Below are 24,441 nucleotides of genomic sequence, written 5' to 3'. Positions count from 1 at the left end.
TCACCCTGGCGCAGGATGTGCAGGAACGCGCGCCCGGGTTGCGGCTCGAACACCTGCCGTCCACACAGCGGGCCGCTGTGGAACAGCGCGGCCTGCACCCGGAAGCGTTCCAGCAGGGAGGAGAGGCGGTCGGGCGCGGAGCGGTCTGCAGGAGTGGGAAGTGTGCGCATGGATGAATGGACAACAATGGCGGCTGATCTGGTCCTTTTCGTCCATCGAGTCTACCTAGGATGGCCGGGTCGTCCAATCCCGGGCGCTTTCCCAAGGAGATCCACCATGTCCCGTGTCCCCCTGATCGATGCCGCCAACACCACCGCCGACCGCCAGGCCCTGCTGGGCCAGGTCCACGCCGCGTTCGGCGCCACCCCGGCCATGTTCCGCGCTGTGGCCAATTCGCCGGCCGCCCTGCAGAGCATGTGGGGCTCGTTCGGCGCACTGGGCGGCGGTCGCCTGTCGCCGCTGCTGGGCGAGCAGATCGCCGTCGCCATCGCCAACCGCAATGCCTGCGAATACTGCCTGGCCGCGCACACGGCGCTGGGTCGCAAGGCCGGCGCCAGCAGCGAGCAGATGGCTGCTGCGCAGATCGGCCAGTCCAGCGATCCGGCCACTTCGGCGGCGCTCGACTTCGCGCTGAAGGTAGTTGAGCAGCGTGCACAGATCACCGACGGTGATGTGCAGGCGCTGCGCGCAGCCGGCTTCGATGACGAGCAGATCGTCGAGATCCTCGCCCATGTGGCGCTCAACCTGTTCACCAACTACGTCAACGTGGCGTTCGACGTGCCGGTGGACTTCCCGAAGGTGGCGCTGCGCTGAGGTACGGTCTGGCCCGGGTGGCAATGGGCCGCCCGGGCCGGTCGAAATGGAGCAGACGGGGTGGTCGGCGCTACCTGTCGTCCGCCTGCAGCCGCTCGGGGTGCGTATACACATTGAACCCGCTCTCCCGCGCGAATCCGACCAGGCACAGTCCGGCACTGCGGGCCAGGTCGATCGCCAGCGCGGTCGGCGCCGACACCGCTGCCAGCACGCTGGCACCCGCACGTATCGCCTTGCTGACCATCTCATAGCTGGCGCGGCTGGAAATCACCAGCAACCCGCCGTCGATGGCGTGCTCGTTGTGATGCAGGGCGCCGATCAGCTTGTCCAACGCGTTGTGACGGCCCACATCCTCGCGCACCCAGCCGATCCTCCCGCTGGCATCGGCCCAGGCCGCGGCGTGCGTCGATCCACTCACCGCATTCATCGGCTGATGCTGCGCCAGCGTGGCCAGCGCCCGTTGCAGGGCTGCCGGTGAATAGGGCCGTCGCTCACGCACCTCGGGCAGCGGGCGCAGCACATCCTCCAGCTGGCGCGTACCACACAGGCCGCAGCCACCGCGACCGGGCAGCAGGCGGCCATTGGCCGGATCCAGATCGGCACCGGGTGCGTCTTCGGAAACGGTCATCTGCAGCTCGATGCCCTCCAGCTGCGGGCGGACCTCGATCGACAGCAGTTGCGAGGGCGCAGTGATCAGCCCTTCGCTGAGCGAGAAACCCAGCGCGAAGTCTTCCAGGTCGCAGGGCGTGGCCATCATCACCGCGAAGGCGGCGCCGTTGTAGCGCAGTGCAACCGGTACTTCCTCGGCCACCACGTCGACCTGCTGCTGGTGCCCCTCGCTGCGCCAGCGCTGCAACGGGCGCTGGGCCGTACCGGCAGGCGGGGTGTGCGGCGGGGTCGAGTCAGGCATGCAGCGCGTCCGGGCAAGGGAAATACGCAGGTGGTGGACCACCCACGGCTTCGAGAATAGCGCAGTGGCCGGGCGCTGACGCGGGTGTAACCGTTGTCATGGCAGGCTGCGCTGAAAACAGCATCTGGCTCTGGCGAAGCGGCCTTGTCCGTGCTTGACTGCGTGGCTGGCCGCGCTGCAGAAGCCGCATCCGGCCCATCCCGCGCCGTTGATTGTTGTGTTCCTCCCGCCAGGTTCCCGAACATGTCCGAGCAGAAGCCGCCGCGTTACAAGCCCTACAACCAGCCGGCCGGTGGCTGGGGTGCCGCCGGTGCCACCGCCAAAGTGCTGCTGCAGCAGAGTGTGATCGGCAAGGGGTCAAAGGCGCTGCTGGCGATGAACCAGCCCGGCGGCTTCAAATGCCCCAGCTGTGCGTTTCCCGATGCGGATGAGCGCAAGAAGCTGGAATTCTGCGAGAACGGCGCCAAGGCGCTGGCCTGGGAGGCCACCCAGTTCCGCGCCGGGCGCGAGCTGTTTGCCCAGCACACCGTCACCGAACTGATGGCGCAGACCGACTACTGGCTGGAAATGCAGGGCCGGCTGACCGAACCGATGCGCTACGACGCAGCCACCGACCATTACGTTCCGTGCAGCTGGGATGAGGCATTCGCGCTGATCGGCCGCCACCTGCAGGCGCTGGACAGCCCGCACCAGGCCGAGTTCTACACCTCCGGCCGTACACCCAACGAAGCCGCGTTCCTGTATTCGATCTTCGTGCGCGAATTCGGCACCAACAATTTCCCGGACTGCTCGAACATGTGCCACGAGCCGACCAGTCGCGGCCTGCCGCCGGCCATCGGCGTGGGCAAGGGCACCATCGTGCTGCAGGATTTCGAGCACGCCGAGGCGATCTTCGTGATCGGCCAGAACACCGGCACCAATTCGCCGCGGATGATGAGCAACCTGGTCGAGGCGCGCAAACGCGGCATCCCGATCGTGGCGGTCAACCCGATGCCCGAGCGCGCGCTGATCCGTTTCGCCGAACCGCAGGACATGGTGCAGATGGCCACGTTCGGTTCGACCGAGATCACCAGTGAGTTCGTGCACATCCGCATCGGCGGCGACCTGGCCCTGATCAAGGGCATGATGAAGGTGATGTTCGAGCGCGAGGCGCAGGGTGAGCGCGTGCTCGACCATGAGTTCCTGTCAGAACATACGGTAGGCCTGGACGCACTGCGCGATGACGTGCTGGCACAGGACTGGAACGAGATCGTGCAGGTCTCCGGCATCACCCAGGCGCAGATCCGCCGCTGCGCCGAGATCTACATCCGCTCCAAGGCCACGGTGATCTGCTATGGCATGGGCCTGACCCAGCATCAGTATGGTTCGACCCTGCTGCAGCAGGTGGCCAACCTGCTGTTGCTGCGTGGCAACTTCGGCAAGCCCGGTGCCGGCATCGGGCCGATCCGTGGCCATTCCAACGTGCAGGGCGACCGTACCGTCGGCATCGACGAGAAACCCAAGCCGGCCTATCTGGACCGCGTGCAGCAGGTGTTCGGCTTCGATCCGCCGCGCGAGCACGGTCATCACGTGGTCGAATCGATCGAGGCGATGCTGGACGGCAGCGCCAAGGTGTTCATCGGCATGGGCGGCAACTTCATCCACGCCGTGCCCGATACGCCGCGCGCGTACGAGGCCATGCGCGGCCTGGAGCTGACGGTGGGCATCGCCACCAAGCTCAATCGCGGTCACCTGGTGCATGGCCGCGATGCCTTGATCCTGCCGGTGGTCGCACGTTCGGAGCGCATCGTCACGCCGGCCGGCGAGCAGTTCGTCACTATCGAAGACGCGATGTCGAACGTGACCGCTTCGCGCGGCGTGCTCGAGCCGGTCAGCACGGACGTGCTCCCGGAGGTCGAGATCGTCTGTCGCATGGCGCTGGCAACATTGCCGCACAGCAAGGTCGACTGGGCGGGGTGCATGCATGACTACGCACCCATCCGCGAGCTGATTGCGGCGGTGTACCCGGAGATCTACACCGGCTTCAACGAGCGCATCCAGCAGCCGCACGGCTTCCACCTGGACATTCCGCCGCGCCGCCGGGTGTGGCCCACGCCCAACGGCAAGGCCAACATCCTGGTGATGCCAGGCCTGGACGTGGACGCGCCGGTGGACGATCCCGGGATGCTGCGGTTGGCCACGGTGCGCTCGCACGACCAGTACAACACCACCATCTACAGCTACAACGACCGCTACCGCGGCGTGTACAACGACCGCATGGTGTTGTTCATGAACATCGAGGACCGGCTGGCACGTGGGCTGGAAAAGGAAGCGCTGGTCAGCCTGGAGACGATCAGTGGCGACGGAGTGCAGCGGCGCATCGAGGGCCTGACCGTGCTGGACTACCCGATGCCGCGCGGCGCGCTGGCCGGTTACTACCCGGAACTGAACCCGTTGTTGCCGCTGGACTACTACGACCGGGTCAGCGGTACCCCAGCGGCCAAGTCGATCCCGGTGCGGATGAGCGCAATGGTGGCGGCGATTGCGTGACCGGCGCATCGGCTATCATTGTCGGGTGAACCTGCCTGGCCTGCTGCTGCGATGGATGCTTCTCCTTGCCCTGGTGCTGAATGCACCGGCGCTTGCGGTTGCCTCATCCTCGTACGCGGCGCAGTCCAACGCGGAGCATTGCGCCGCACCGCATTCCGCTGCCATGGCCGGATGCTGCGACGAGGCAGCATCAACGGTCTGCCAGAGCAATGAGTGCGAATGCCCGCCGGCCAGCCTCGGCATGCTGGCCACCCTGAGCGGAACGCCAGCGTCACCCTGGCGTGAGGCGCCTTTGCCAGCCAACGCCCAGCAACGCGCTCCGCCGCCGTTGCCGGATCCGTTACGGCCGCCCATCGTGTGATTTCCTGCAGGCCTCAAGCGCCTGCCGTAGCTGCTCGACTCATTCTCGACTCTGCCTGTGCCTTCGATGCGCAGGCAGCGGGCCGCGTTGCCCGCATCTGCAAAGGAATCAACACCATGAACCGTTCTCTCTCCCTCGGCCTGCTGCTGGGCACCGTACTGGCCACGACCGCCTGCGCGCGCGCTGCAGAAGAATCGCCTGCCGCGCCGGTTGCCAGCCAAGCCCCGGCGGCACCGATCAAGTCCAGCCCGTCGCAGGTGGACCCGGCACTGCCCATTGCCATCGTGCACAAGACCGCAAGCTGCGGCTGCTGCGGCATCTGGGTCGACCACCTGAAGGCCGAAGGCTTCCAGGTGGATGTACGCAATACCGATGACATGAACCCGATCAAGGTCCGGCTGGGTGTGCCGGTCGGCAAGGCGTCCTGCCACACCGCCGAGATCGGTGGTTACGTGGTTGAAGGCCACATCCCGGCCGAGGACATCAAGCGACTGCTGGCGGAGCGGCCGGCAGCGCGCGGCCTGGTGTTGCCGGGCATGCCGGCCGGCTCGCCGGGCATGGAAATGCCGGACGGCTACGTGCAGCCGTACACCGTTGAACTGGTGCGCAACGATGGCACCACCGAGCCGTTCGCGCAGCACGGCCAGGGCGGCTGACAGGCGGCGGTGCCGGTCGTCCTGACCGGCACCCCTCGGAGAGCCGAGCCCACCCTCGGCATGCTCTTTGTAGAGTCGAGCCATGCTCGACTGCTCTGCTTCAGTCGAGCAAGCTCGACTCTACAGAATCAGCGGGCCCCGGCTGTTTCCTTGGCCAGCTGTGCGTCGAACTTCTGTTCGGCCGCATCCGCGTAGGCCTTGCAGGTCAGTGCCTTGGCGCTGGCCTTGCTGCCGGAGGCGTAGTCCCAGTTGCTGGCACCCGGATGCGGGGTCAGCAACACGTCGCAGGGCAACGCCCGCACCGTCGCGAAGCTGCGCTTGTAGTCCTCGACCAGGCGCGGATAGCGCGCATTGCCCTGCAGCTGGTAGCCCGGTGCACTCAGGCTGTCGGCGTAGGCGATGCGCACCGGCTTGCCCTCGCGGGTATCGGTCCAGGTCCACGCGGTGCTGCCCGGGGTGTGCCCCGGCATGAAGTGCGCAGTGAACGCGATGCCGCCCACCGTGATCACTTCGCCATCCATGACGATGCGGTCTGCACTGGCAGGCGGGTAGGTGATGCCATCGCCGAAGTGCAGGTCATCGCTGCCGCCACGCGCCAGCAGCACCGCCGATTCCGCGTTGGCGACCACGTGCGCGCCACTACGGCGCTTCAGCTCCGCCACCGGCCCGGCATGGTCGGCATGCGCATGGCTGAGCAGGATCAACCGCAGATCCTGCGGTGCCACGCCGCGTGCCTTCATGTTGTCGAGCAGGTGGCCGGCCATCTGTGGCATGCCGCCGTCGAGCAGCACCGCGCCCTCGGCGGTCTGCACCAGCAGTGCGGTCAGGTTCTCGGTGCCGATCTGCCAGGTGTGGTCAGCAATCTGCAGCGGTGCCATCGGCTGCAGCCAGGAAGCATCCACGGTGTAGGCCCGCAACTGCGGCAGGGGTGCCTCGGCGGCGCTGGCGTGCGCGACCGGAAGAACAGCGGCCAGTGTGACGGCGAGCAGGGAAAAACGCATGGTTCACGTCCGTTTGAAGGAGGCCCAGAAACTAGCATGGGCCTCCTTCATCGCGTCGCGCATAGATTTCATGGCTCCCATAAGGGCGCCATGGATCAGTACCGGTACTGCCACCCCAGCGTCAGCACCCGGCCACGGCCCGAGAAATAGCTCGGGTTCGACGGCGTGGTCTGCGAGTAGTAGCTGATGTACTGCTTGTTCGCCAGGTTCTGCACGCCCAGCGTGAAGGCGTGCTTGTCCAGCACGTAGCGGGCCACAAGGTCCACCGTGGTGTAACCCTTGAACTCCGCCACCCGCGCGCCACGCAGGTCGAAGTCGCGGTCGAAGGCGTGGCTGGCCTGCAGGCGGGTGCTCAGCTGTGGTGTCCAGCTCTGCTCCCAGAACGCGGTCAGCCGGTTCGGCGCGATGTTGACGCCGGCCAGGTCGCTGTCGAGGCGGCCATCGACGTCGGCATCGTAGCGGCCGTTGGCACGTGCATAACCCAGGCCCAGCCGGCTGTCGCCCAGGCGCAGGCGCAGGTTGCTTTCGAAGCCCTCCACGCGGGTGGCCTGGCGCTGCACCGCATAGGCATCGATGCCCGGATCGTAGATCAGCACCGAGCCCAGCTTGGATTCGGAGGTGTAGTAGGCGATGTCACCGCTGAAACGGCCATCGTCGTACTCCAGGCCGATCTCGCGGTTGTCCGACACCACCGGTGACAGGTCAATCAGATTGTCCACGCGCTGGCCGTCCCGGTTGATCGCGCGCAGCACGCGGCCAACGTCGGCCACGGTGTAGCCTTCCGAATACGAGGCGTAGGCGTTGAGGCGGTCATTGATGTACCAGACCGCGCCGAAGTTGGGCAGGGTCTCGCTCATGGTCGGCTTGCCGCCGGCCACCTTGCGTGCGCCGTAGCGGGGCAGGGTGGTGTAGTCGCCTACTTCCAGCTCGCCCTTTTCGTAGCGCAGGCCGCCGGACAGCATCAGGTGGTCGGTTGGCCACCAGTGCAGCTGCAGCAGCGGCGACAGGCTCTGGTAGGTGGTCTGCGGCACCCAGTTCATGCCGCTGGCCAGCAGCACCTGGTGGGTGCGGTCGCGCAGGCCGTCCAGGCCCAGGGTCACGTCCAGCGTGGTGTCGGCGATGCGGGCCCAGCTCTGGGTCAGCTTGAAGCCGCGCTTGTCCGATTCGTTCTGGGTCTGGTCCCAGGCGGCGTTGGCGCCGGTGTTGCCCCACGGGTCCCACTGGCTGGCGCCATAGCGGCCTTCGAAGTCCACCGCGAAGGCCTGCGCCTGGAAGCGGCCACCGAGCAGATCGGCGGCGCTGTAGTCCAGCGTCAACGAACGCGAGCGGTTCATCGGCGGCTCCAACGGGGTATCGCCGGGCACCGAAATGGTCGGGCGACCGGTGCGGTAATCACCGTTCACCGCCAGGTAGTTGTCCAGCCCGCGCAGCTCGTAGCGGTTGGCCATCAGCTGCAGGCGGTGGCCCTCGGCAATGTTCCAGCCCAGCTTGGCGAACACGTTCGACGAGGTCGAATCCATCAGTTCGCCCTGGGCGTTGGTACCGATCGAACGGCCCTCGCCGTCGTGGTACAGGCCCTGCTTCTCATAGGCCAGGCCGGCCACCAGATCGAACTGCTCGCCGCGCACGCCGACCAGTGCCGAGCCGCGCTGGCCGTTGTCATCACGGCGGCTGGGCAGCGCCGAGCTGTAGCTGACGTTGGTGTCGAGCAGGAAGGCACCGGGCTCGCTGGGCGCGCTGCGGGTGATGATGTTGACGATGCCACCGGTACCGCCGATGCCCTGCAGTGCGTTGGCACCGTGGATGACCTCGATGCGTTCGATCATCGCCGGATCGATGGTGTGCGAATCACGTGAGCCATCGCGCAGCGGCGTCGACTGCGGCACGCCGTCGACCATGTACAGGATGCCGCGGCCGCGCATGGTTTCGCCGTAGTTGGACATCTTCTCGCGCGCCGGGGCAAACGCCGGGATCTGCGCCGACAGCACGCGCGAGACATCCGAGCCCAGCGCCAGCTGCTGCGCGATGTCCTCGCGGGTCAGCACGGTGATGGTGTTGGGCATCGCGGTCTCGCCCTGCGGCATGCGCGCGGTCGAGGCCGATACCGTGACGCGGGCCAGCGAAGTGGTCGTGGCAGGGGACGCTGCCGATGACGCGGTCCGGGCCGGAGCGCGGGGCTTGGGCGATGCTGGCGCGGCACTCACCACGAACACCCCCGGCGAGCGCTCCTGCATCGCCAGGCCTTGCCCGGCCAGCAGGCGCTGCAGGGCGTCGTGCGGGGTGTAGCGGCCGTCGAGGGCGGGCGCGTTGCGGCCGCTCACGCTGTCGGCCGCGAACAGCAGCTGGATGCCACTCTGCCGCGCCAGCGAGTTGAGCGAAGCCTGCAGCGGGCCGGCCGGCAGGTGCAGTTCGACAGGTGCGGACGCAGCGGTCTGCGCGGTGGCGGGCAGCGCCGCACACAGGCAGGCGGCGAGCAGGGTGGGGGCCAGCCGGCGCAGCGCGGCGGGCGGAACAGGGCGGGTCATGCGGGGGTCCTTCGGAAGGGTTCAAGCACTTGCCGGATGGGACGGCGCGCAACCCACCCTCGGCGTGGCAATCAATCGCGGGCGCGCAGATGCAGGCTGCCGTCGGCGGCGGTATGCACCTGGACCGGCAGGATCTCCGGCAACAGCGCGACCGCCGTCTCGGCACGATCGGCATCGAACACGCCCGACACCTGCAGCGGACCCAGTGCCGGGTCGTCCAGCACGATCGGACGGTCGTGATAGCGCTGCAGGATGCGCAGCACCTCGCTCAGTGGCATGCGGTCGAACTGCAGCCGACCGGTGGTCCAGTCGGCCCGGTCCGGATCCACGGCTTCCGGCGGAGACAGCGAGCCCGGCTGGGCCAGCAGGCGCTGCCCCGGCTTCAGCCGCTGCTCGGTGCCGCCGCCATCCACGCTGACACCGACCTCGCCGCGCCACAGCGTGACCTCACTGAGATCGCCCTGGCGGTCAACATCGAACACCGTGCCGTAGTTGCGTACCTGTACCGGCCCAGCATCGACCTGGAAGCGGCGCCACGCTGAATGCTGCACCTCGAAGCGCGCATGGCCCTGCGCCAGCAGCACCTGCCGCGAACGCAGATGGCGACGGACCTGCAGGTGGGTTCCTGCGTCGAGCAGCACACGGCTGCCGTCCGGCAGCTCGATGTCGCGGCGCTCGCCGACGGCGGTCTGGTAGTCACGCACCTGCCAGGCCGGGTCGGCCAGCAGCAGCGCGGCGGCCGCCAGCAACAGCACCGGCAGTACCCGTTTCGCGCCAGATCCGCCGCGGCGCCGCTGCAGCTGTTCCGGGCCTGGCAACGGGAAACGCTCCTTCAGTGCCTCCCGGTGTTGGTCGAGCATGTCCTCGGCGGACGGTTCGGCGGGCGCCGACGGCGGTGCCGGATCGGGTGATGCAGGGCTCACCGCAGCGCACCGTGCAGCCGGCAGTCGGCCATGGCCAGGCGCAGATGACGTTCCACCGCCTTCAGGCCGATGCCCATCCGCTGCGCCACCTCGGCCTGGGGCAGCTCGTGGATCTTGTGCAGGATGAACACCTGCTGCCGCCGGCAGGGCATGCGCTCGATGCTGGCGGTCAGCCGCTGCAGCGCCTGCTGGCCCTGCGCCTGGCGCTCGGGTCCGGGGCGCTCGCAGGCGCCTTCGGGAAGCTCGGCGCGGGGCTCTACCCAGTGCCGGCGCAGGTCCTCGGCGCGGCAGCGGTCGACCGCCGCATCGTGGGCGATCCTGCGCAGCAGCGCGATCGGTTGGCGGGCGTCATGCGCGGCCGGGCGTTCCAGCAGGCGCACACAGACATCGTGCACCACTTCGCGGGCCAGCCCGGGCGAGCGGAACCGGCGATGCAGGTAGTCCACCAGTTCCTCGTAGTGGCGCACCAGCGAGGTCACCAGCGGCAGCGCAGGTGGGCGGGGAAGTGTCGGCTGGGACATCCGGACGGGAAGCAAGGGTGAAAGGCGGGTGCCGGGAGGTCATCCCTGCGCAATGACGCAATACTAATGGGAACTGTTCGCGTTTGCCATGCCGCGATCATCAGGGCGATTGTTCGCCGCGCCTGGAAAGTGAATCCACGATCATCGGCTGGAGCGCAGAATCGCCCACGGCTAGCCTGCCTGCAGGCTCAAGGAGGTGGACCATGCATGTGCTTCTGGTGATGGTGGGTGGCGTCGTGCTGCTTGGGGTGTTCCTGCTGTTCGGGCGGCTGTGGAGCGTGGGCACCTCACAGCTGCCCACGGCCCTGATCGCGTTCATTGCCACCTGGCTGCTGGTGACGGTGGCCAACCTGTGGGTAGGCGTCAGCAAGGCCGGCTACGGGATGCGCGAAGAACTGCCGATCCTGCTGCTGGTGTTCGCGGTGCCGGCCCTGCTGGCCGGTCTGCTCTACTGGCGCCTGGCGCGCTGAAGGAAAGCCATGAGTACACGACTGCGATTGCCGGCCCTGCGCCAGCGCGACGGCCACCATGCGCGCGTGACCTACGAAGAGCTGTTCTTCGACCTGGTCTACGTGTTCGCGGTCACCCAGCTCAGCCACCACCTGCTGCATCACCTGGATCTGGCCGGCGTGCTGCAGACCCTGGTGCTGTGGTTTGCGGTGTGGCTGGGCTGGCAGTACGCCTGCTGGGTCAGCAACTGGTTCGATCCGGAGGCACCGCGCATCCGCGGCCTGCTGTTTGCCACCATGCTGCTGGCCTTGTTGATGTCCTCGTCCATTCCCGAGGCGTTCGCTGACCGCGCCTGGGTGTTTGCCGGGGCCTACGCCACCATGCAGGTCGGGCGTACCGCCTTCGTGCTGCTGGAGGTCGGTCGCACGCATCCCCTGACGCCGAACTTCCGTCGCATGCTGGCCTGGGTGAGCGTGTCGGCCTGCTTCTGGCTGGCAGGTGCGGCATCCGAGGGCAATACGCGGTTGGCGCTGTGGGCGGTGGCGGTGGCGTGCGAATACGTCTCACCGATGTTCGGCTTCGCGTTCCCGGGGCTGGGCCGCTCGCACACCCGTGAGTGGACCATCGAAGGCGGGCACCTGGCCGAGCGCTGCCAGCTGTTCGTCATCGTCGCACTGGGCGAGACGTTGCTGGCCACCGGTGGCGTGCTCAGCGAGGTCGAACAGTGGAGTGGGGCGGTGGTGTCCGCAGTGCTTGCCACCTTCGCCGGCACGATCGCCATGTGGTGGCTGTACTTCGGCATCTCCAGCCGCGACGCCACCGAGGCCATCAGCCATGCCGAAGACCCGGGCCGGATGGGCGCCAACTTCCACTATGTGCACGCGTTGCTGATCGCAGGGATCATCGCTACGGCGGTGGGCAATGACCTGGTCATGGACCACCCGCATGCTGTGGTGACGCCGGTGTATGCGGCCGTGCTGGTGGCCGGCCCGTTGATCTACCTGCTGGGCAGCGCGCTATACAAGCGGGTGGTATACGGGCGCGCACCGTACTCGCATCTGATCGGCGCGGTGGCGCTGGGCGTGCTGGGCGTGGTGTTGCCGCAGACCCATCTGTTGGCCGCTGGCTGGTTGACCAGTGCGGTGCTGCTGGCGGTGGGGTTGATGGATACGCGGTTGAAGCACCGTCTGCAACGGGCGTGATCAGCCCTCTGCCGGGCAGAGCCGAATGTTGGTCGACTGCTCTTCCACAAGGTTGTGGAAAATCCCGCGCTGCGCGCGATAGTCGACTGACAGTCGACTCTACCGCCGCCCTCTACCGCCTGAGGTGGCCTGGCCGAGCGCGGCGGCCATTGCCGCAAGCTTGCCGACCGTGTTGAGGTTGCGGGCGGTGCCTTGCTGGGCATAGGGAATCCGCAGGCGTGAGTCGGCCATGCCGTCGCCATAGTGGACGAAGAGCTCGCGGGTACCCAGCGCCAGCTGCTCATCGCGCAGGCCGGTCACCCCGGTCAAGGGATCAGTGGGCAGTGCCTCATCCACGAACAGCGCGACCACGCGATTGCCGGCGGCGTGCGGGAACGGATTGCCGGCGGCAACCGCCGCGATCTCGGCTGCCGAGCGCACCAGCACACCCACCGGTTTTCCTGCATAGGCCTGCAGCCGTTGGCCAAGGGCTTTCCGCACGCCGGCTTCGTCAAGTCCGCTGCGGAACACCACGTTGCCGCTGGCGATATAGGTGCGGACGTCGGTGAAGCCCGCGTCCTCGCACATCGCCACCAGTTCAACCATCGGCAGCTTACCGGTACCTCCGACATTGACTGCTCGCAGCAGTGCGACATGCACGCTCATGGGGAACCTGCCTGCAGGCGGTCGTACATGCGTACCAGATCGACCAGCGTACGCGCGCCCATCTTGCGCATCACCTGCGCGCGGCGCACCTTCACCGTGATCTCGCTGACCCCGAGGTCGCCGGCGATCTGCTTGTTGAGGCGGCCGCGCACCACGCCGTCGACCACCTCGCGCTCGCCGGCGTTGAGGGTGTTCCAGCGCTGCTGCAGGGCGTCCAGCGCCTCGCCGTCACGGCGGCGCTGGCGGTCGATCTCAATGCCCTTGTGGATCGCATCCAGCAGTTCCTGGTCACGGAACGGCTTGGTCAGGAACTCGATGGCACCGTCCTTGATCGCATTGACGCCCATCGCGATATCGCCGTGGCCGGTGATGAACAGCACCGGCAGCTGCAGGCCGTGGCTGCCCATCGTGCGATGGAACTCCAGCCCGCTCTGGCCGGGCATGCGCACGTCCAGCACCAGGCAGGCCGGTGCATCTTCCAGTTCGTGTTCGAGGAACGCCTGGGTGGAAGCGAAGGCCCGTACCTGCAGGCCCATCGAGGCGAGCAGGTCTTCCAGCGCGGCGCGCACCGACGGATCGTCGTCGATCACGTAGACGATGGGCGCTGGATCGGCGGCGGGTGCAGCGGGCTTACGCATGACGGCGTTCCGTGGCAACGGGCAGGTCAAACACAAAGCAGGCACCTCCGCCGCTGGGGCGCTCGGCTCGGATCCTGCCTTCGTTGGCCTCGATCATCGACCTGCTCAGGCTCAATCCCAGCCCCAGCCCGTGTGATTTGGTGGTCCAGAACGCATCGAACACACGCTCGGGATGATCGGCGGGCAGGCCGACACCGCGGTCACGCACGCTGAGGCTGATCCGCTGTCCGTCGCGTTGGGTCAACAGGGACAGGCGGCGATCGGCAGCCGGCACTGCTTCCATCGCGTCCACCGCATTGAGGATCAGGTTGCCGATCACCTGCTGCACCTGCACGCGGTCGGCCTGCACCAGCGGCAGGTCGGCATCGAGCAGCAGGGCCACGGCCACGCCGTGCTGGTCCAGCTCGCTGCGCGACAGCGCCAGCATTTCCTCCACCGCCTGGTTCAGGTCGAAGGCGCGTCGTTCCGGTGCCGCGCCCTGGGTCAGGCCACGGATACGGGCGATCACGTCACCGGCGCGATGGGCATCGGCCAGGATGCGGGCCACGGTCTGCCGTGCCTTGTCCACGTTCGGTGGGTCCTGTGCCAGCCAGCGCTGGCAGGCTTCGGCGCTGCTGGCGATCGCCGCCAGCGGCTGGTTCACTTCATGTGCGATGGAAGTGGTCAGCTCGCCCACGGTCGACGCGCGCGCCACCCGCAGCAGGCGGCCCTGTGCTTCCTGCACCGCGGCCTTGGCCGCTTCCATCTTCAACGCGAGGTAGGTGGTGATGCCGATCACCAGCATGCCGATCACCGAGTTGACCAGGCCGATGCGGTAGGTGCCGAAGCGGGTGAGGAAGAAGCTCAGGGCGGTGAGTGCGATGCAGGCGATGGCCAGGCTGATCAGCCCGCGTGCGGCGAGTACGCGCGATGCGGCGAGGATGACCGCTGCGTAGAAGCAGGCGGCGGCGACCGCGTAATCGGTGACGGTATCGACCAGGAAGATCGCCGCCATCACGACGATCAGGGCCAGCAGCACCAGAGGGCGGCGGGGCGACAGCGATGGCATCGGAACGGCTCCCTGGCGTGGGGGGAAAGGATAGCAAAGCTGCCTCAGGCAGATGCCGACCGTGCTTGGCGTGCTCCTGTGCTGTCGGCACCCACCAAAGCGATGCCTGGTAGTGCCGGCCGCTGGCCGGCAGCTGCAGGATCGTCCCGGAGTCTATGAGGTTGCCGGCCAGCGGCCGGCACTTCCCAGGTCTGTGCCGACCAAGGTCGGCACCTACCAAGCGGTGCACGATGTTGCCGGCCAGCGGCCGGCACTACTCATCCAGGCTGGCGTTCCAGAACCCCTGCAGCACGCCGGGGGTGGTCGCCAGCGTGGCCAGCACCGCATCCAGTTCACCGGCATCGACCGTGGTGGCATACAGCACCGCTTCTATCTCCACGTCGCGCTCGCCGAACGGGCGCTGGTCCACCGCGCGTACCGGGTAGTGCGCCTGTTCCAGCAGCAGCAACAGCTGGTCCAGCACCTCGGCCTGCTGCTCGCGCTGGCAGACCACGTTGATCGCATAGGTCGCCTCGCTGAACGCCTCCGGCAGCGGCTGCCGCTGGATGCGGTTCACCACTGGCCGCAGCAGGGTGTTGGCGGCCAGCACGAACACCGCCGCCATCACCGCCTCCGGCAGCAGCTTGATGCCCGCACAGGCACCGACCGCCGCCGAGCCCCACAGGGTGGCGGCGGTGTTCAGGCCGGACACCTGCGCACCGTCCTTCATGATCGCGCCGGCGCCGAGGAAACCGACGCCGGAGATCACATAGGCCACCACATGCAGCGGTGAGGGCGGGCCGCCATACAGGTCATGGAAGCGCACGGCCAGGTCGACGAACACCGCCGCACCCACTGCCACCAGCGTATTGGTACGCAGGCCGGCGGTGCGTTGACGCAGCTGCCGCTCCAGGCCGATGACGGTGCCAAGCACGAACGCCACCGACAGGCTGATCAGCGAGCTCAGGGTCGCGCCGGCGTTGAACGCCGGCAGGTTCGGATTGATGTCCATTGTGTTTCTCCCTGGACCAGGCGGCGGGCGCTTACTGCCAGCCGTAGCGACGGATGTAGATCTTCTTCAGCACGGTTGTCAGCACCGCGTAGCCGAACAGGATCGCCACCAGGAACGGCCAGTAGCCGGTCGGCAGGGCCTGCAGCTTGAAGTAGCCAGCCAGCGGGCTCATCGGCAGGGCCACGCCAATGGCCATGATCAGGCCGGTCATCACCAGCAGCGGCGGCGCAGCGATGCTCTGCAGGAACGGCACCTTCGGTGTACGGATCATGTGCACGATCAGGGTCTGGGTCAGCAGACCCACCACGAACCAGCCGGACTGGAACAGGCCCTGGTCGGCCGGTGTGCGCGCATCGAACACGTACCACATCAGCGCGAAGCAGCTCAGGTCGAAGATCGAGCTGATCGGCCCGAAGAACACCATGAAGCGTCCAATGTCTGCCGGGTTCCACTTCAGCGGCTTGCGCACCAGCTCCTCGTCCACGTTGTCGAACGGAATGGCGATCTGCGAGATGTCGTACAGCAGGTTCTGTACCAGCAGCTGCAGTGGCAGCATCGGCAGGAACGGCAGGAAGGCCGAGGCCACCAGCACCGAGAACACGTTGCCGAAGTTGGAGCTGGCGGTCATGCGGATGTACTTCAGCATGTTGTTGAACGTGCGCCGGCCCTGGATGACACCTTCCTCCAGCACCATCAGGTTCTTTTCCAGCAGGATGATGTCGGCGGCCTCCTTGGCGATGTCCACCGCGCTGTCCACGCTGATGCCGATGTCCGCAGCACGCAGCGCCGGTGCATCGTTGATGCCATCGCCGAGGAAACCGACCACCTTGCCCTGTGCGCGCAGCTCGCGTACCAGGCGCTCCTTGTGTAGCGGTGTCAATCGGGCAAACACACGGTGGTGGTGCAACGCCCGCGACAGCGCGCCGTCATCCATGCGCTCGATCTGCGGACCGGTCAGGATGGTGTCCGCCTCCAGCCCGACCTGGGCACAGACGCGGGCGGTGACCAGCTCGTTGTCGCCGGTGAATACCTTCACCTCTACGCCATGCGCGGCCAGCGCCTGCAGCGCCTGTGCAGCCGATTCCTTCGGCGGGTCGAGGAAGGCCACGTAGCCGACCAGGGTCAGGCCGCACTCGTCAGCCTGCGAATACACGGTCTGGCTGGCAGCAGTTTCCTTCATCGCCACTGCCACCACGCGAAGGCCCTGTTCGTTCAGTTCCTCGGTGGTCTGCCGCACGCGCGCCAGCCGCTGCTCATCCAACGGCTTGTCCTCGCCGTTCTCGCGCACGGTGCTGCATACCGCCAGCATCTCCTCAACCGCACCCTTGCAGATCAGCTCATGGTGGTCCTCACGTTCGGACACCACCACCGACATGCGGCGGCGCTCGAAGTCGAACGGAATCTCATCCACCATGTGGTAGTCCTGCGACAGCCGCAGTGAGCTCTGCAGCTCCACGTGCTCCAGCACCGCACGGTCGAGCAGGTTGATCAGCCCGGTCTGGAAATGGCTGTTGAGGTAGGCGAACTTCAGCACATCCTCCGAATCGTGACCGAATACGTCGGTGTGCCGTTCCAGCGCGATCTTGTCCTGGGTGAGGGTACCGGTCTTGTCGGTGCACAACACCTCCATCGCGCCGAAGTTCTGGATCGCATCCAGGCGCTTGACGATCACCTTGCGCCGCGACAGCAGCACCGCACCCTTGGCCAGGGTGGAGGTGACAATCATCGGCAGCATTTCCGGGGTCAGGCCCACCGCCACCGACAGCGCGAACAGGAACGCCTCGGTCCAGTCGCCCTTGGTCCAGCCGTTGATCAGCAGCACGAACGGCACCATCACCAGCGCGAAGCGGATCAGCAGCCAGCTGACACTGTTGACGCCAGCCTGGAACGCCGTTGGCGCACGGTCGGTAGCGGTGCTGCGCTGGGCCAGGGTGCCGAAGTAGGTGCGGTTGCCGGTGGCCAGCACCACGGCGGTGGCGGTGCCGGACACCACATTGGTGCCCATGAACAACAGGTTGTGCTGCTCCAGCAGACCGGCCAGGCCATCGCCCGGGTGCGCGAACTTCTCCACCGGCAGCGACTCGCCGGTCATCGCTGCCTGCGCCACGAACAGGTCCTTGGCGGTCAGCACGCGGCAGTCGGCCGGAATCATGTCACCGGCCGACAGCACGATGTGATCACCGGGCACCAGCTCGCGGATCGGCAGGTCCAGCAGGCGTGCCGGGCGACGGCTGTGCAGGTGCGCACCGAAGTACTGGTCGGCCACATCGGCGGCCTCGGTACCCGGATTGCGGCGCAGCACGCGTGCGGTATTGCCGACCAGTGCCTTCAGCCGCTCGGCGGCACGGTTGGAGCGGCCTTCCTGCACGAAACGGATCAGCGTGGACAGCAGCACCATCGCGCCGATCACGATCGTGGCCTTGATGTCCTCGGTCAGCCAGGACACCGCCGCCAGTACGGTCAGCAGCAGGTTGAACGGGTTGCGGTAGCACTGCCACAGATGACGCCACCACGGCAGCGGCTTTTCGTGATCCACCTCGTTGGGGCCGAGCGTGGCCAGCCGCTCCTCGGCCTCGTGCGGGCTGAGGCCATCGACGTGCGAGTCGAGCGCAGCCAGCAGGCGCGGCTCGTCCAGCTGCGACAGGGTGACCAGGCCGGTGGTGAGCGCGAATGGTGCGGCCTCGGCGCTGCCCGGGCCGAAGCCGGCTTCGGGCATGGCGCGACGGCCGAACAGGTTGCCTGCGCGACGGCTGCGCAGGAAGGCATTGAACCAGGCGTTGAGCAGGCTCATGGGAACTCCTTGAATGTCAGAGCCGGCCGCGGCCGGAACACGAACGGAACGGATGCAACGGTTCAGGCGTGGCGCATCGCCAGCACCGCCGGTGACCACGGCTGCATGTGCAGGCGCTGGCTGCCGCCGATGCACAGCGGCTTCATCGCATCGCGAAGGGGGTAGGGCAGATGGCGCAGCACGTTGATGCGTTCGCTGATCGGCAGCAGCGACAGTGCGTCGGCGACCACGCGCGGCGAACCGAGCGACAGCGATCGGGCGAAAACCACGGCGCCGTGCTGCAGCAGGTGGCTGCGCAGGGCGGCAACATCGCGCTCGCCGATCAGGCGGCGCAGGGTGATGTAGAGGATCTTGTAGGACATGGGGGTGATCTCCAGGCAAGCGGCGCCTGGCGATCCCCCGTCACTCAGGCAGGCAGGGACCGGCGGACAGGCGCCAGGAACAGGCAACAGGCGGGCATACGGGGCGCGGTGCGCCCGGCAGGGTCGGGGTCCATCTGCGTCTCCATGAGGGGAGTGGGGCAGCCAGGGTTGCCTGGCCAGTGGCGCTATTGTCCGCCCCTGAATGGGGTAGTCCTAGAGGCTCGTGGGTTAGCCCGGCTATACCTTGGTATAGCCGGGCCCGGCGCTGTGCCAAGGCGCGGATCAATGGGCAGCGGGCGTGGTCTGCTTGCAGACGTCATATTCGCCACGTGTGAGCGTCTTGTCGTGGTCGGTGTCGCAGGCATGCAGTCGTTCGGCCCAGTCCGGCGCAACCGCATCGACTTCGGCGAGGGTGACGATGCCGTCCTTGTCCTTGTCCAGCGATTCATAGGCTGGAATCAGCTTCACTTCGGTTACGTCCTCGGCCGCGGTGGCCTTGCTGGCTTCCTGGGTCCTGGAACACGCGCCGAGCAGCAGGCCCGCGCAAAGGGCGAGGGCAACGGGGAGATAGCGAACACCGGTCATGGCAGGCTCCAGAGGTAGGGATGCAGGCCACCGCAGTGGTGGTCACGGCCGGATCTTCTGCGCGGGACTGTAAGCGGGTTGCGAAGAATGCAGGAAAGCGTCCACGCGAGTGGGTTGCCGTTCACCGCGAGTGCGCCGGTCCCGCAGGCCAGGATCGGCAGACTAGGAATCGTTTCAAACCTGTAGGACAAGTCCGACTTTTGCAACTTTTTGCATATCGAGGTTGTGATGAGGTCGTGAAAATTCGCGCTCGCCATTCCCTGCGGGCTCGCCATGCATCGTCTTCTCTCTTTGAGTCTGTTGGTCATCCTGTCTGGTAGCGCGCAGGCATCCACACCGCAGATCAATGTCGGCGTGCTGTTCGACTATCTGCAGCCCTCGCACAGCAACCTGCTCAAGCGCATCCGCAACACCGGTGATGCCACCGCCTATGTGCGGGTGGAAGTCACCCAGATGCACTTCGATGCCGACGGCAAGGCCCGTGAGACGCGGGTGGATACCAGTGCTCTGGTACGCAATGTGCCCGATGCGCAGGGCGTCATCGCCAGCCCCAGCCGCCTGATTATTGCAGGCAATGGCCAGCAGGCCACGCGCCTGGTGTATCGCGGCGCGCGCGACGAAGAACGTTACTACCGCCTGCGGTTCGTGCCGGTGGCGCCCAACGCCGCGGAGTTCGCGCTCAGCGAGGAACAGGCGCGCGAAGCGGCCGAGCTCACCTCTGCCATCCGCGTATTCACCGGCTACGGCACGATCTTCTTCGTCGCGCCGGAGAACCCGCGCTACGACACGCTCGTTGAACCACAGCAGGTGCGAAACCGTGGCAATGCCACCGTGGTGCTGGACAACCTGCGTCAGTGCGAGCGCGACCGCCCCGACACCTGCACGCCGGGAATCATTGCCCATGTGCGTCCTGGCAACAGCTACGCGCTGCAGGCCGCTGAGAACCAGTTCCTGCGCTTCGAGCTTCGCGAAGGCGATAGCCAACGCAGCATTGACTCACGCCGTTAAGCCCACTTCCACCGATGGATCTATCCCGAACGGGCCTGCCAGGCGCCCGCTGGGACGGTGTTGCCCTTGCCTGGCACCTTGATTTCCACCCTTGAACCTGGAGTGCATCCATGTCCCTGAAGACCACCCTGCTGGCAGCGGCCACCGCCCTGCTGATCACCCCGGCCGTTGCCCTGGCCGCTACCGAAACCAAGTCCATCACCATCAATGTCACCGCCGACGTGCCGAACAGCGCCGGCCTGCAGGTGTCCACCCCCGATGGCTGGGAAGGCCTGCCGCAGAACCTGCCGTGGGATACCGCCCGTCAGACCTTGGGCGATTTGACCGGCCGCGTCATCAATATCAAGTCGCCGGCGGCGATCAGTGCCTACCTGTCGTCACCAGCGCAGATGGCCTCGGCTGCCGACGTGGTCGACCTGGCAGTGAAGCTGGACAACGTGGTGGTGCCGGCCACCTCGGCCGCGAAGATCGAAGTGGCCAACGCTGCCCAGGCCGCCGCCGGCAAGTCACTGGCCTTTGCCATTGCCCCGACTGCGCCGAGCGGTGGCTACAAGCAGGGCAGCTACGGCGGCCAGTTCCACATGATCTTCGAAAGCGACATCTGACGATCATGCAGCCTCGTGCCCTTTTGCCGCGTCATCGATGCGGCGGGAGGGCGCAGGCATCCGCCCATGAGACTTCCCCTCGCTCCCGCATATCCGGCCCTTGCGCGATTGGCGGCTGGCATTGGCGCCGTGGTGTTTGCCGCGTCCAGCCATGCCGCCGGTCTTGCGCTGGGTGAACTGCCCAGCCTGCTGGAGCAGCGCGAGCGCATGCCCGCGGAGTTCCGCGGGCACCTGTTTGGCAATCCGCTCACCGTGCGGGTGGAGCTGGACGGGGGCTATCTGGGGGACGCCGAGGTGCTGCTGCACGAAGACAATCGTGTGCAGTTGATCGGCTTCGGCGAAGTCCATGACAGCCCGCTTCCGCAGACGGAGCGGGCGCGCTGGGCCGAGGCGCTGGCCGAGCCGATGGCGCTGGGTATCTGCAGCCAGCAATGCCGCGGCCTGGCCGCGCTGCACTACAGCCTGGCCAACTCCCTGCTGAGCCTGCTGACCCCGGCGGGGGCACGAAAGGAAGAGCGCCATATCGCACTGCCAGAGACCGGCAGCCATGGCCTGATCGTGCGCAACAGCCTGTCAGTGCATGGGGGGCAGGAGCAGCAGACCGCCGCGCGCTACAGCGCCGAACTACGCGGCAGCGTCGGTCATTGGAGTACGGTCGGCAGCTACCAGTACTACGCTCAGCCTGGCAGCAGAGAGCACTACCTCAGTGCGCTGTATGCGCAGCGCGAGCTGGGCGATCATTTCGTCCGCGCAGGCTACTTCCTGCCCACCTTCGAAGGCATCATCCGCCAGCCGCGTGCACCGGGCACGCAGAACGATACCGCGCTCGGGTTCATGCTCGGTTCGTCGGATGTGCTGCTGGCGGATACGCGCAGCCCCAGCGTGTACCCTGTCTACGTCACCGCCAGCCGCGAAGGCGTGGTGGAGATCCTGCGCGACGGCAACCTGCTGTCCACGCAGGCGGTCAAGCCCGGCATCCAGGAAATCGACACCCGTCGCCTGCCAGGCGGCATCTATGACGTGGAACTGCGGGTCATTGAAGATGGCCGTGAAGCCTCGCGCGAAACCGCATCGATCCACAAGCCCAGCCGCTGGACCGACCCGTCCCGGCGCTGGCGCTACAGCGTGTTTGCTGGCCAGCAGCGCGGCCTGCTCGACAGTGGGCGCTCAACACAGGATGGCAAGGTCGCCGCAGGCGCTGTGGTCAACTACCTGCTCCACCCGCGTGCGGTGGCCGGCGCCTCGGTTCAGCAGATCGGCGAACGCCGTGCCGCTGGCGTATCCATGGACTGGCAGGCCAGCGACCGTTTCAGCACGTACACCAATTTCTATACTTCCAGTGATGCCGGGCGCGGCGTCGACCTGCAGGGGCTGTACCGCTACCGCGCCGGCTCGATAGTGGCCAACCATGCGCGTAGTTGGACCGAGCAGCGCCATCGGGTGCTGCCCGGCGATGGCTCGGCGCCGCGCTGGGAAACCCGGGGCGGCTGGCAGGACACCACAGCAGTATCGATCACCCATCGCTTCAACCACCGCGACAACGCCAGCCTGCGCGTATCGCGCAGCTCGGGATTCACCAAAGGCACCGGCATCGATGTCTCCTACGGTCGACGCGAGACTCTGTTCGGCAGGCACGATGTGAACTGGCGGGTCTCGGCCTACGACCGTCCCGGCAGCCGCTTCACCCATTATCGCCGGCAGCGCGGCGTCGACCTGACCGTCAGCGTGTCGCTGGGCAGCGAGCGCCGCAGTTACAGCGGCAGCCTGGGCAGCCGTACCGGCGAGGCCGGCCAGCGCGATACCTATGTCAGCGCTGCAGCCTCGCAGCGTGTGAATGGCAAGCTTGTGCAGAGCGTGAACGGAATGATCAGTGCCGAGCGCAGCGGTATCGGTGCCGGCGCGGGCGCCTATCTGCAAAGCCCATTGCTGGAAGGCGATGTGCAGCTGTACCGCGGCGCCGACGCCGGCCGCATCAGCGGCAGCGCCAACCTCGACAGCACCGTGGTGATCGGCGGCGGTCACGCTGCCGTGCTGGGCCAGGGGCGCAGTGGCAGCGTGGACACCGGCATCATCGTCGATGTGCGCAGCGACTATGCCGATGTCGCGCTGCGCGCGGATGACAGCCGTGGTGGCGGCGTGGACCTGAAGCCGGGGCGTAACTTCGTGCCGGTGACCGCCTACCGCGCGGGCCACGTGCAGTTCGACTTCCAGGGCCGGCATGCGCCGGCCGCCGCGCTGCAGCCTTCCACCGTCAGTTATCACCTCAACAAGGGCGGGGTGATGCACGCCACCGTGGATGTGCTGCGTACCTTCACAGTGATGGGCCAGGTGCTTGATGCCGATGGCAATGGCGTGCGCGGCGTGCAGGTGATCAACCATGCCGGGCGCAGCGTCAGCCAGGAGGAAGGGTTCTTCACGTTGGAACTGAGCGCGCGCGCGCCGGTGGTGGAGCTGCGTTACCCGAACCTGGTCAGCTGTTTACTGACGATGGAGGAGGGGCGCTATCCGCGCGAGGGCGATGTGTTGATGGTGGGGGGCGTTGGATGTACCAGCAGCAAGGAAGCAGCTATCCCGCACGCTGCAACGGCAGATGCCCGGCGCAATTCTGTATCAGGAGCATCGAATTGAAAGAGATCATTGAGCCGCGTCAGCGCTGGTCCAGGATGCTCGCGCTACTTGGAGTCTTCGCAGGAACCTGGCAAGTGCAGGCGCTGGATCTGAAGATAACTGGCGAATACAAACCCACGCCGCAGGAACCCGGCAACGGTCAGTTCAAGGACACAACGCCTCGCCACAACTACTGCACCCGACCAGGCTGCAGACCCAGCATCCGTCTGGATGATGTGGCCATTAACTATCCGGAAGGCTTTGAAGCCGGGGCTACAGGCCGGGAATCCCTCTATTTCCGCATGCCTTCCATCCTGCGGACGGTCGTGCTGACACACGAAGAAGATGGGAGCGCGGTGGAGGTGCGGTGGCGGGTCGATAGCTTTACGGGGAGTATTGAAGGGCGACCAAACTCGGTGCAGCCCACTGGGTACTACGCCCCCTCTCCTTGCACCCTGATTCATGGAAGAGGACAGAGTGCGTGGTTCGATTTCCAATGGCGGCTCGATGAACGGGGGCAGGCCTGCTCAAAGAGAACGCTGGCAGACATACCCCCTGGAAGATTCTTGTACTTCGGAATCAGCTATGAACTGCAATTTCCAAACGCGGTGAGTATGAAAAATGGCCGCTATGTCGGGGTTGTGCAGCTGACCATGGGTCCCGGAGGAGACATCGACTTTGGTGACCGTGCGGAGATATCCGATAGCGTACTGAATATCTTAATCGAGCTCGAGGTACAGCATCAATTCAGAGTGCGCTTCCCAGCGGAGATGCCCAGCGTGCAGCTCTTGCCTGAAGGTGGATGGTCGCAATGGCGGGATCATGGCATTCGGCCGAACCGCCTTCGCCAGGAGCTTCCATTTCTGCTGACAAGCTCAATGGATCTCAGCATGAATCTACGCTGCGAGCATGATATTGACGACCGGTGCGGCATTCGCAACCAGCGCGACGAGGTGGTGGTCCCGGTGGACGTTGACGTGACCATTCCCGGAATGAGCAATGTCCGCGATGGGCGTCCGGCGCAGGACGCTGTACTGACGCCGGACGATGCGCAGTCTCCTCGATTCACCCCGGACGGCTATTTGATTCAGCGGCGCTCGACGCTGCGATTTACCGCTGGCCGTGACGCGGTGACGGAGATGTTGAAGTTCCCCGGTTCGCATTGGCAAGGCAACATGACGGTGGTGTTTGATGCCAATCCGTGAAGAGGGGGCAGAGCTCCTGGGTAGAGTCGACTGTTAGTCGACTGCTCCTTGCAGGAAACCGAAAT

21 protein-coding genes and 1 pseudogene are annotated in these 24,441 nt (G+C 66.5%); 9 read left to right on the top strand and 13 right to left on the bottom strand.

What is annotated here, in order from left to right; genetic code table 11:
* Positions 1-170, bottom strand: a pseudogene (locus V3B48_RS12710) (AraC family transcriptional regulator); the annotation flags it as partial.
* Between the two features lie 106 nt (positions 171-276).
* Here V3B48_RS12710 and V3B48_RS12705 point away from each other — a divergent pair.
* A complete protein-coding gene (locus V3B48_RS12705; RefSeq protein ID WP_125893574.1) occupies positions 277-813 on the top strand; it encodes a peroxidase-related enzyme in 537 nt (178 codons plus the stop codon).
* A 70-nt stretch (positions 814-883) separates the two neighbouring features.
* Here the strand turns inward: V3B48_RS12705 and fdhD are convergent, their stop codons facing one another.
* A complete protein-coding gene (gene fdhD, locus V3B48_RS12700; RefSeq protein ID WP_329893655.1) occupies positions 884-1,723 on the bottom strand; it encodes a formate dehydrogenase accessory sulfurtransferase FdhD in 840 nt (279 codons plus the stop codon).
* A gap of 243 nt (positions 1,724-1,966) precedes the next feature.
* Here fdhD and V3B48_RS12695 point away from each other — a divergent pair, with 243 nt between their 5' ends.
* Positions 1,967-4,252 (top strand): FdhF/YdeP family oxidoreductase, encoded by a 2,286-nt coding sequence (locus V3B48_RS12695; RefSeq protein ID WP_329893656.1) that lies wholly within the window; start codon positions 1,967-1,969, stop codon positions 4,250-4,252.
* Positions 4,253-4,729: 477 nt separating this feature from the next.
* The gene (locus V3B48_RS12690) at positions 4,730-5,269 is read left to right on the top strand and encodes a DUF411 domain-containing protein (RefSeq protein WP_329893657.1); all 540 of its coding nucleotides are present in this window, start codon (positions 4,730-4,732) and stop codon (positions 5,267-5,269) included.
* A gap of 128 nt (positions 5,270-5,397) precedes the next feature.
* Here V3B48_RS12690 and blaL1 read toward each other — a convergent pair whose 3' ends face one another.
* The 4 genes from blaL1 to V3B48_RS12670 all read right to left on the bottom strand — a co-directional run bounded on the left by blaL1 (position 5,398) and on the right by V3B48_RS12670 (position 10,239).
* Positions 5,398-6,270 (bottom strand): L1 family subclass B3 metallo-beta-lactamase, encoded by an 873-nt coding sequence (gene blaL1 / locus V3B48_RS12685; RefSeq protein WP_285301692.1) that lies wholly within the window; start codon positions 6,268-6,270, stop codon positions 5,398-5,400.
* Positions 6,271-6,365: 95 nt separating this feature from the next.
* Complete coding sequence (locus tag V3B48_RS12680) at positions 6,366-8,795, bottom strand: TonB-dependent receptor (protein WP_329893658.1); 2,430 nt, start codon at positions 8,793-8,795, stop codon at positions 6,366-6,368.
* A gap of 71 nt (positions 8,796-8,866) precedes the next feature.
* A complete protein-coding gene (locus V3B48_RS12675; protein ID WP_049422184.1) occupies positions 8,867-9,718 on the bottom strand; it encodes a FecR domain-containing protein in 852 nt (283 codons plus the stop codon).
* A complete protein-coding gene (locus tag V3B48_RS12670) occupies positions 9,715-10,239 on the bottom strand; it encodes an RNA polymerase sigma factor (RefSeq protein WP_049401449.1) in 525 nt (174 codons plus the stop codon). The genes V3B48_RS12675 and V3B48_RS12670 overlap by 4 nt, the downstream gene beginning before the upstream one ends.
* Before the next feature lie 203 nt (positions 10,240-10,442).
* On the opposite strand from V3B48_RS12670, the gene V3B48_RS12665 reads away from it, so the two are divergent.
* Both V3B48_RS12665 and V3B48_RS12660 read left to right on the top strand, forming a co-directional pair.
* Positions 10,443-10,709 (top strand): hypothetical protein, encoded by a 267-nt coding sequence (locus V3B48_RS12665; protein WP_032129472.1) that lies wholly within the window; start codon positions 10,443-10,445, stop codon positions 10,707-10,709.
* A 9-nt stretch (positions 10,710-10,718) separates the two neighbouring features.
* Positions 10,719-11,891, top strand: a complete 1,173-nt coding sequence (locus V3B48_RS12660; RefSeq protein ID WP_329893659.1) for a low temperature requirement protein A — start codon at positions 10,719-10,721, stop codon at positions 11,889-11,891.
* A 99-nt stretch (positions 11,892-11,990) separates the two neighbouring features.
* Here V3B48_RS12660 and V3B48_RS12655 read toward each other — a convergent pair whose 3' ends face one another.
* From V3B48_RS12655 to V3B48_RS12625, 7 genes are all read right to left on the bottom strand, one after another.
* Entirely contained in the window at positions 11,991-12,536 is a 546-nt protein-coding gene (locus V3B48_RS12655; RefSeq protein WP_329893660.1) for a DUF1697 domain-containing protein, read from the bottom strand.
* Complete coding sequence (locus V3B48_RS12650; protein WP_329893661.1) at positions 12,533-13,174, bottom strand: response regulator; 642 nt, start codon at positions 13,172-13,174, stop codon at positions 12,533-12,535. Before V3B48_RS12650 ends, V3B48_RS12655 begins: the two co-directional genes overlap by 4 nt.
* Complete coding sequence (locus V3B48_RS12645) at positions 13,167-14,222, bottom strand: ATP-binding protein (protein WP_329893662.1); 1,056 nt, start codon at positions 14,220-14,222, stop codon at positions 13,167-13,169. Before V3B48_RS12645 ends, V3B48_RS12650 begins: the two co-directional genes overlap by 8 nt.
* 253 nt (positions 14,223-14,475) lie before the next feature.
* Complete coding sequence (locus V3B48_RS12640) at positions 14,476-15,213, bottom strand: MgtC/SapB family protein (RefSeq protein ID WP_285301700.1); 738 nt, start codon at positions 15,211-15,213, stop codon at positions 14,476-14,478.
* Positions 15,214-15,244: 31 nt separating this feature from the next.
* Positions 15,245-18,004: a magnesium-translocating P-type ATPase gene (mgtA, locus tag V3B48_RS12635; protein WP_329892881.1), complete on the bottom strand. Its 2,760-nt coding sequence runs from the start codon at positions 18,002-18,004 to the stop codon at positions 15,245-15,247.
* Positions 18,005-18,066: 62 nt separating this feature from the next.
* Positions 18,067-18,366, bottom strand: a complete 300-nt coding sequence (locus tag V3B48_RS12630; protein WP_032129479.1) for a hypothetical protein — start codon at positions 18,364-18,366, stop codon at positions 18,067-18,069.
* Positions 18,367-18,648: 282 nt separating this feature from the next.
* Positions 18,649-18,951, bottom strand: coding sequence for a hypothetical protein (locus V3B48_RS12625; RefSeq protein ID WP_329892882.1), 303 nt, complete (start codon positions 18,949-18,951; stop codon positions 18,649-18,651).
* A 291-nt stretch (positions 18,952-19,242) separates the two neighbouring features.
* Here V3B48_RS12625 and V3B48_RS12620 point away from each other — a divergent pair, with 291 nt between their 5' ends.
* From V3B48_RS12620 to V3B48_RS12605, 4 genes are all read left to right on the top strand, one after another.
* On the top strand, positions 19,243-19,959 hold the full coding sequence (locus V3B48_RS12620; protein ID WP_329892883.1) for a CS1 fimbrial subunit B flags: Precursor: 717 nt from the start codon (positions 19,243-19,245) through the stop codon (positions 19,957-19,959).
* A 110-nt stretch (positions 19,960-20,069) separates the two neighbouring features.
* The gene (locus V3B48_RS12615; protein ID WP_329892884.1) at positions 20,070-20,564 is read left to right on the top strand and encodes a CS1 type fimbrial major subunit; all 495 of its coding nucleotides are present in this window, start codon (positions 20,070-20,072) and stop codon (positions 20,562-20,564) included.
* Positions 20,565-20,630: 66 nt separating this feature from the next.
* Positions 20,631-23,192: a TcfC E-set like domain-containing protein gene (locus V3B48_RS12610; RefSeq protein ID WP_329892885.1), complete on the top strand. Its 2,562-nt coding sequence runs from the start codon at positions 20,631-20,633 to the stop codon at positions 23,190-23,192.
* The gene (locus tag V3B48_RS12605; protein ID WP_329892886.1) at positions 23,189-24,376 is read left to right on the top strand and encodes a hypothetical protein; all 1,188 of its coding nucleotides are present in this window, start codon (positions 23,189-23,191) and stop codon (positions 24,374-24,376) included. Before V3B48_RS12610 ends, V3B48_RS12605 begins: the two co-directional genes overlap by 4 nt.
* Positions 24,377-24,441: the final 65 nt, after the last annotated feature.

Origin of the sequence: Stenotrophomonas sp. SMYL20, from assembly GCF_036320045.1 — a bacterium.
Lineage (GTDB): Bacteria > Pseudomonadota > Gammaproteobacteria > Xanthomonadales > Xanthomonadaceae > Stenotrophomonas > Stenotrophomonas maltophilia_A.
Note: the sequence above shows the minus strand (reverse complement) of the source record. Positions and strands in the feature narration are given on the sequence as shown.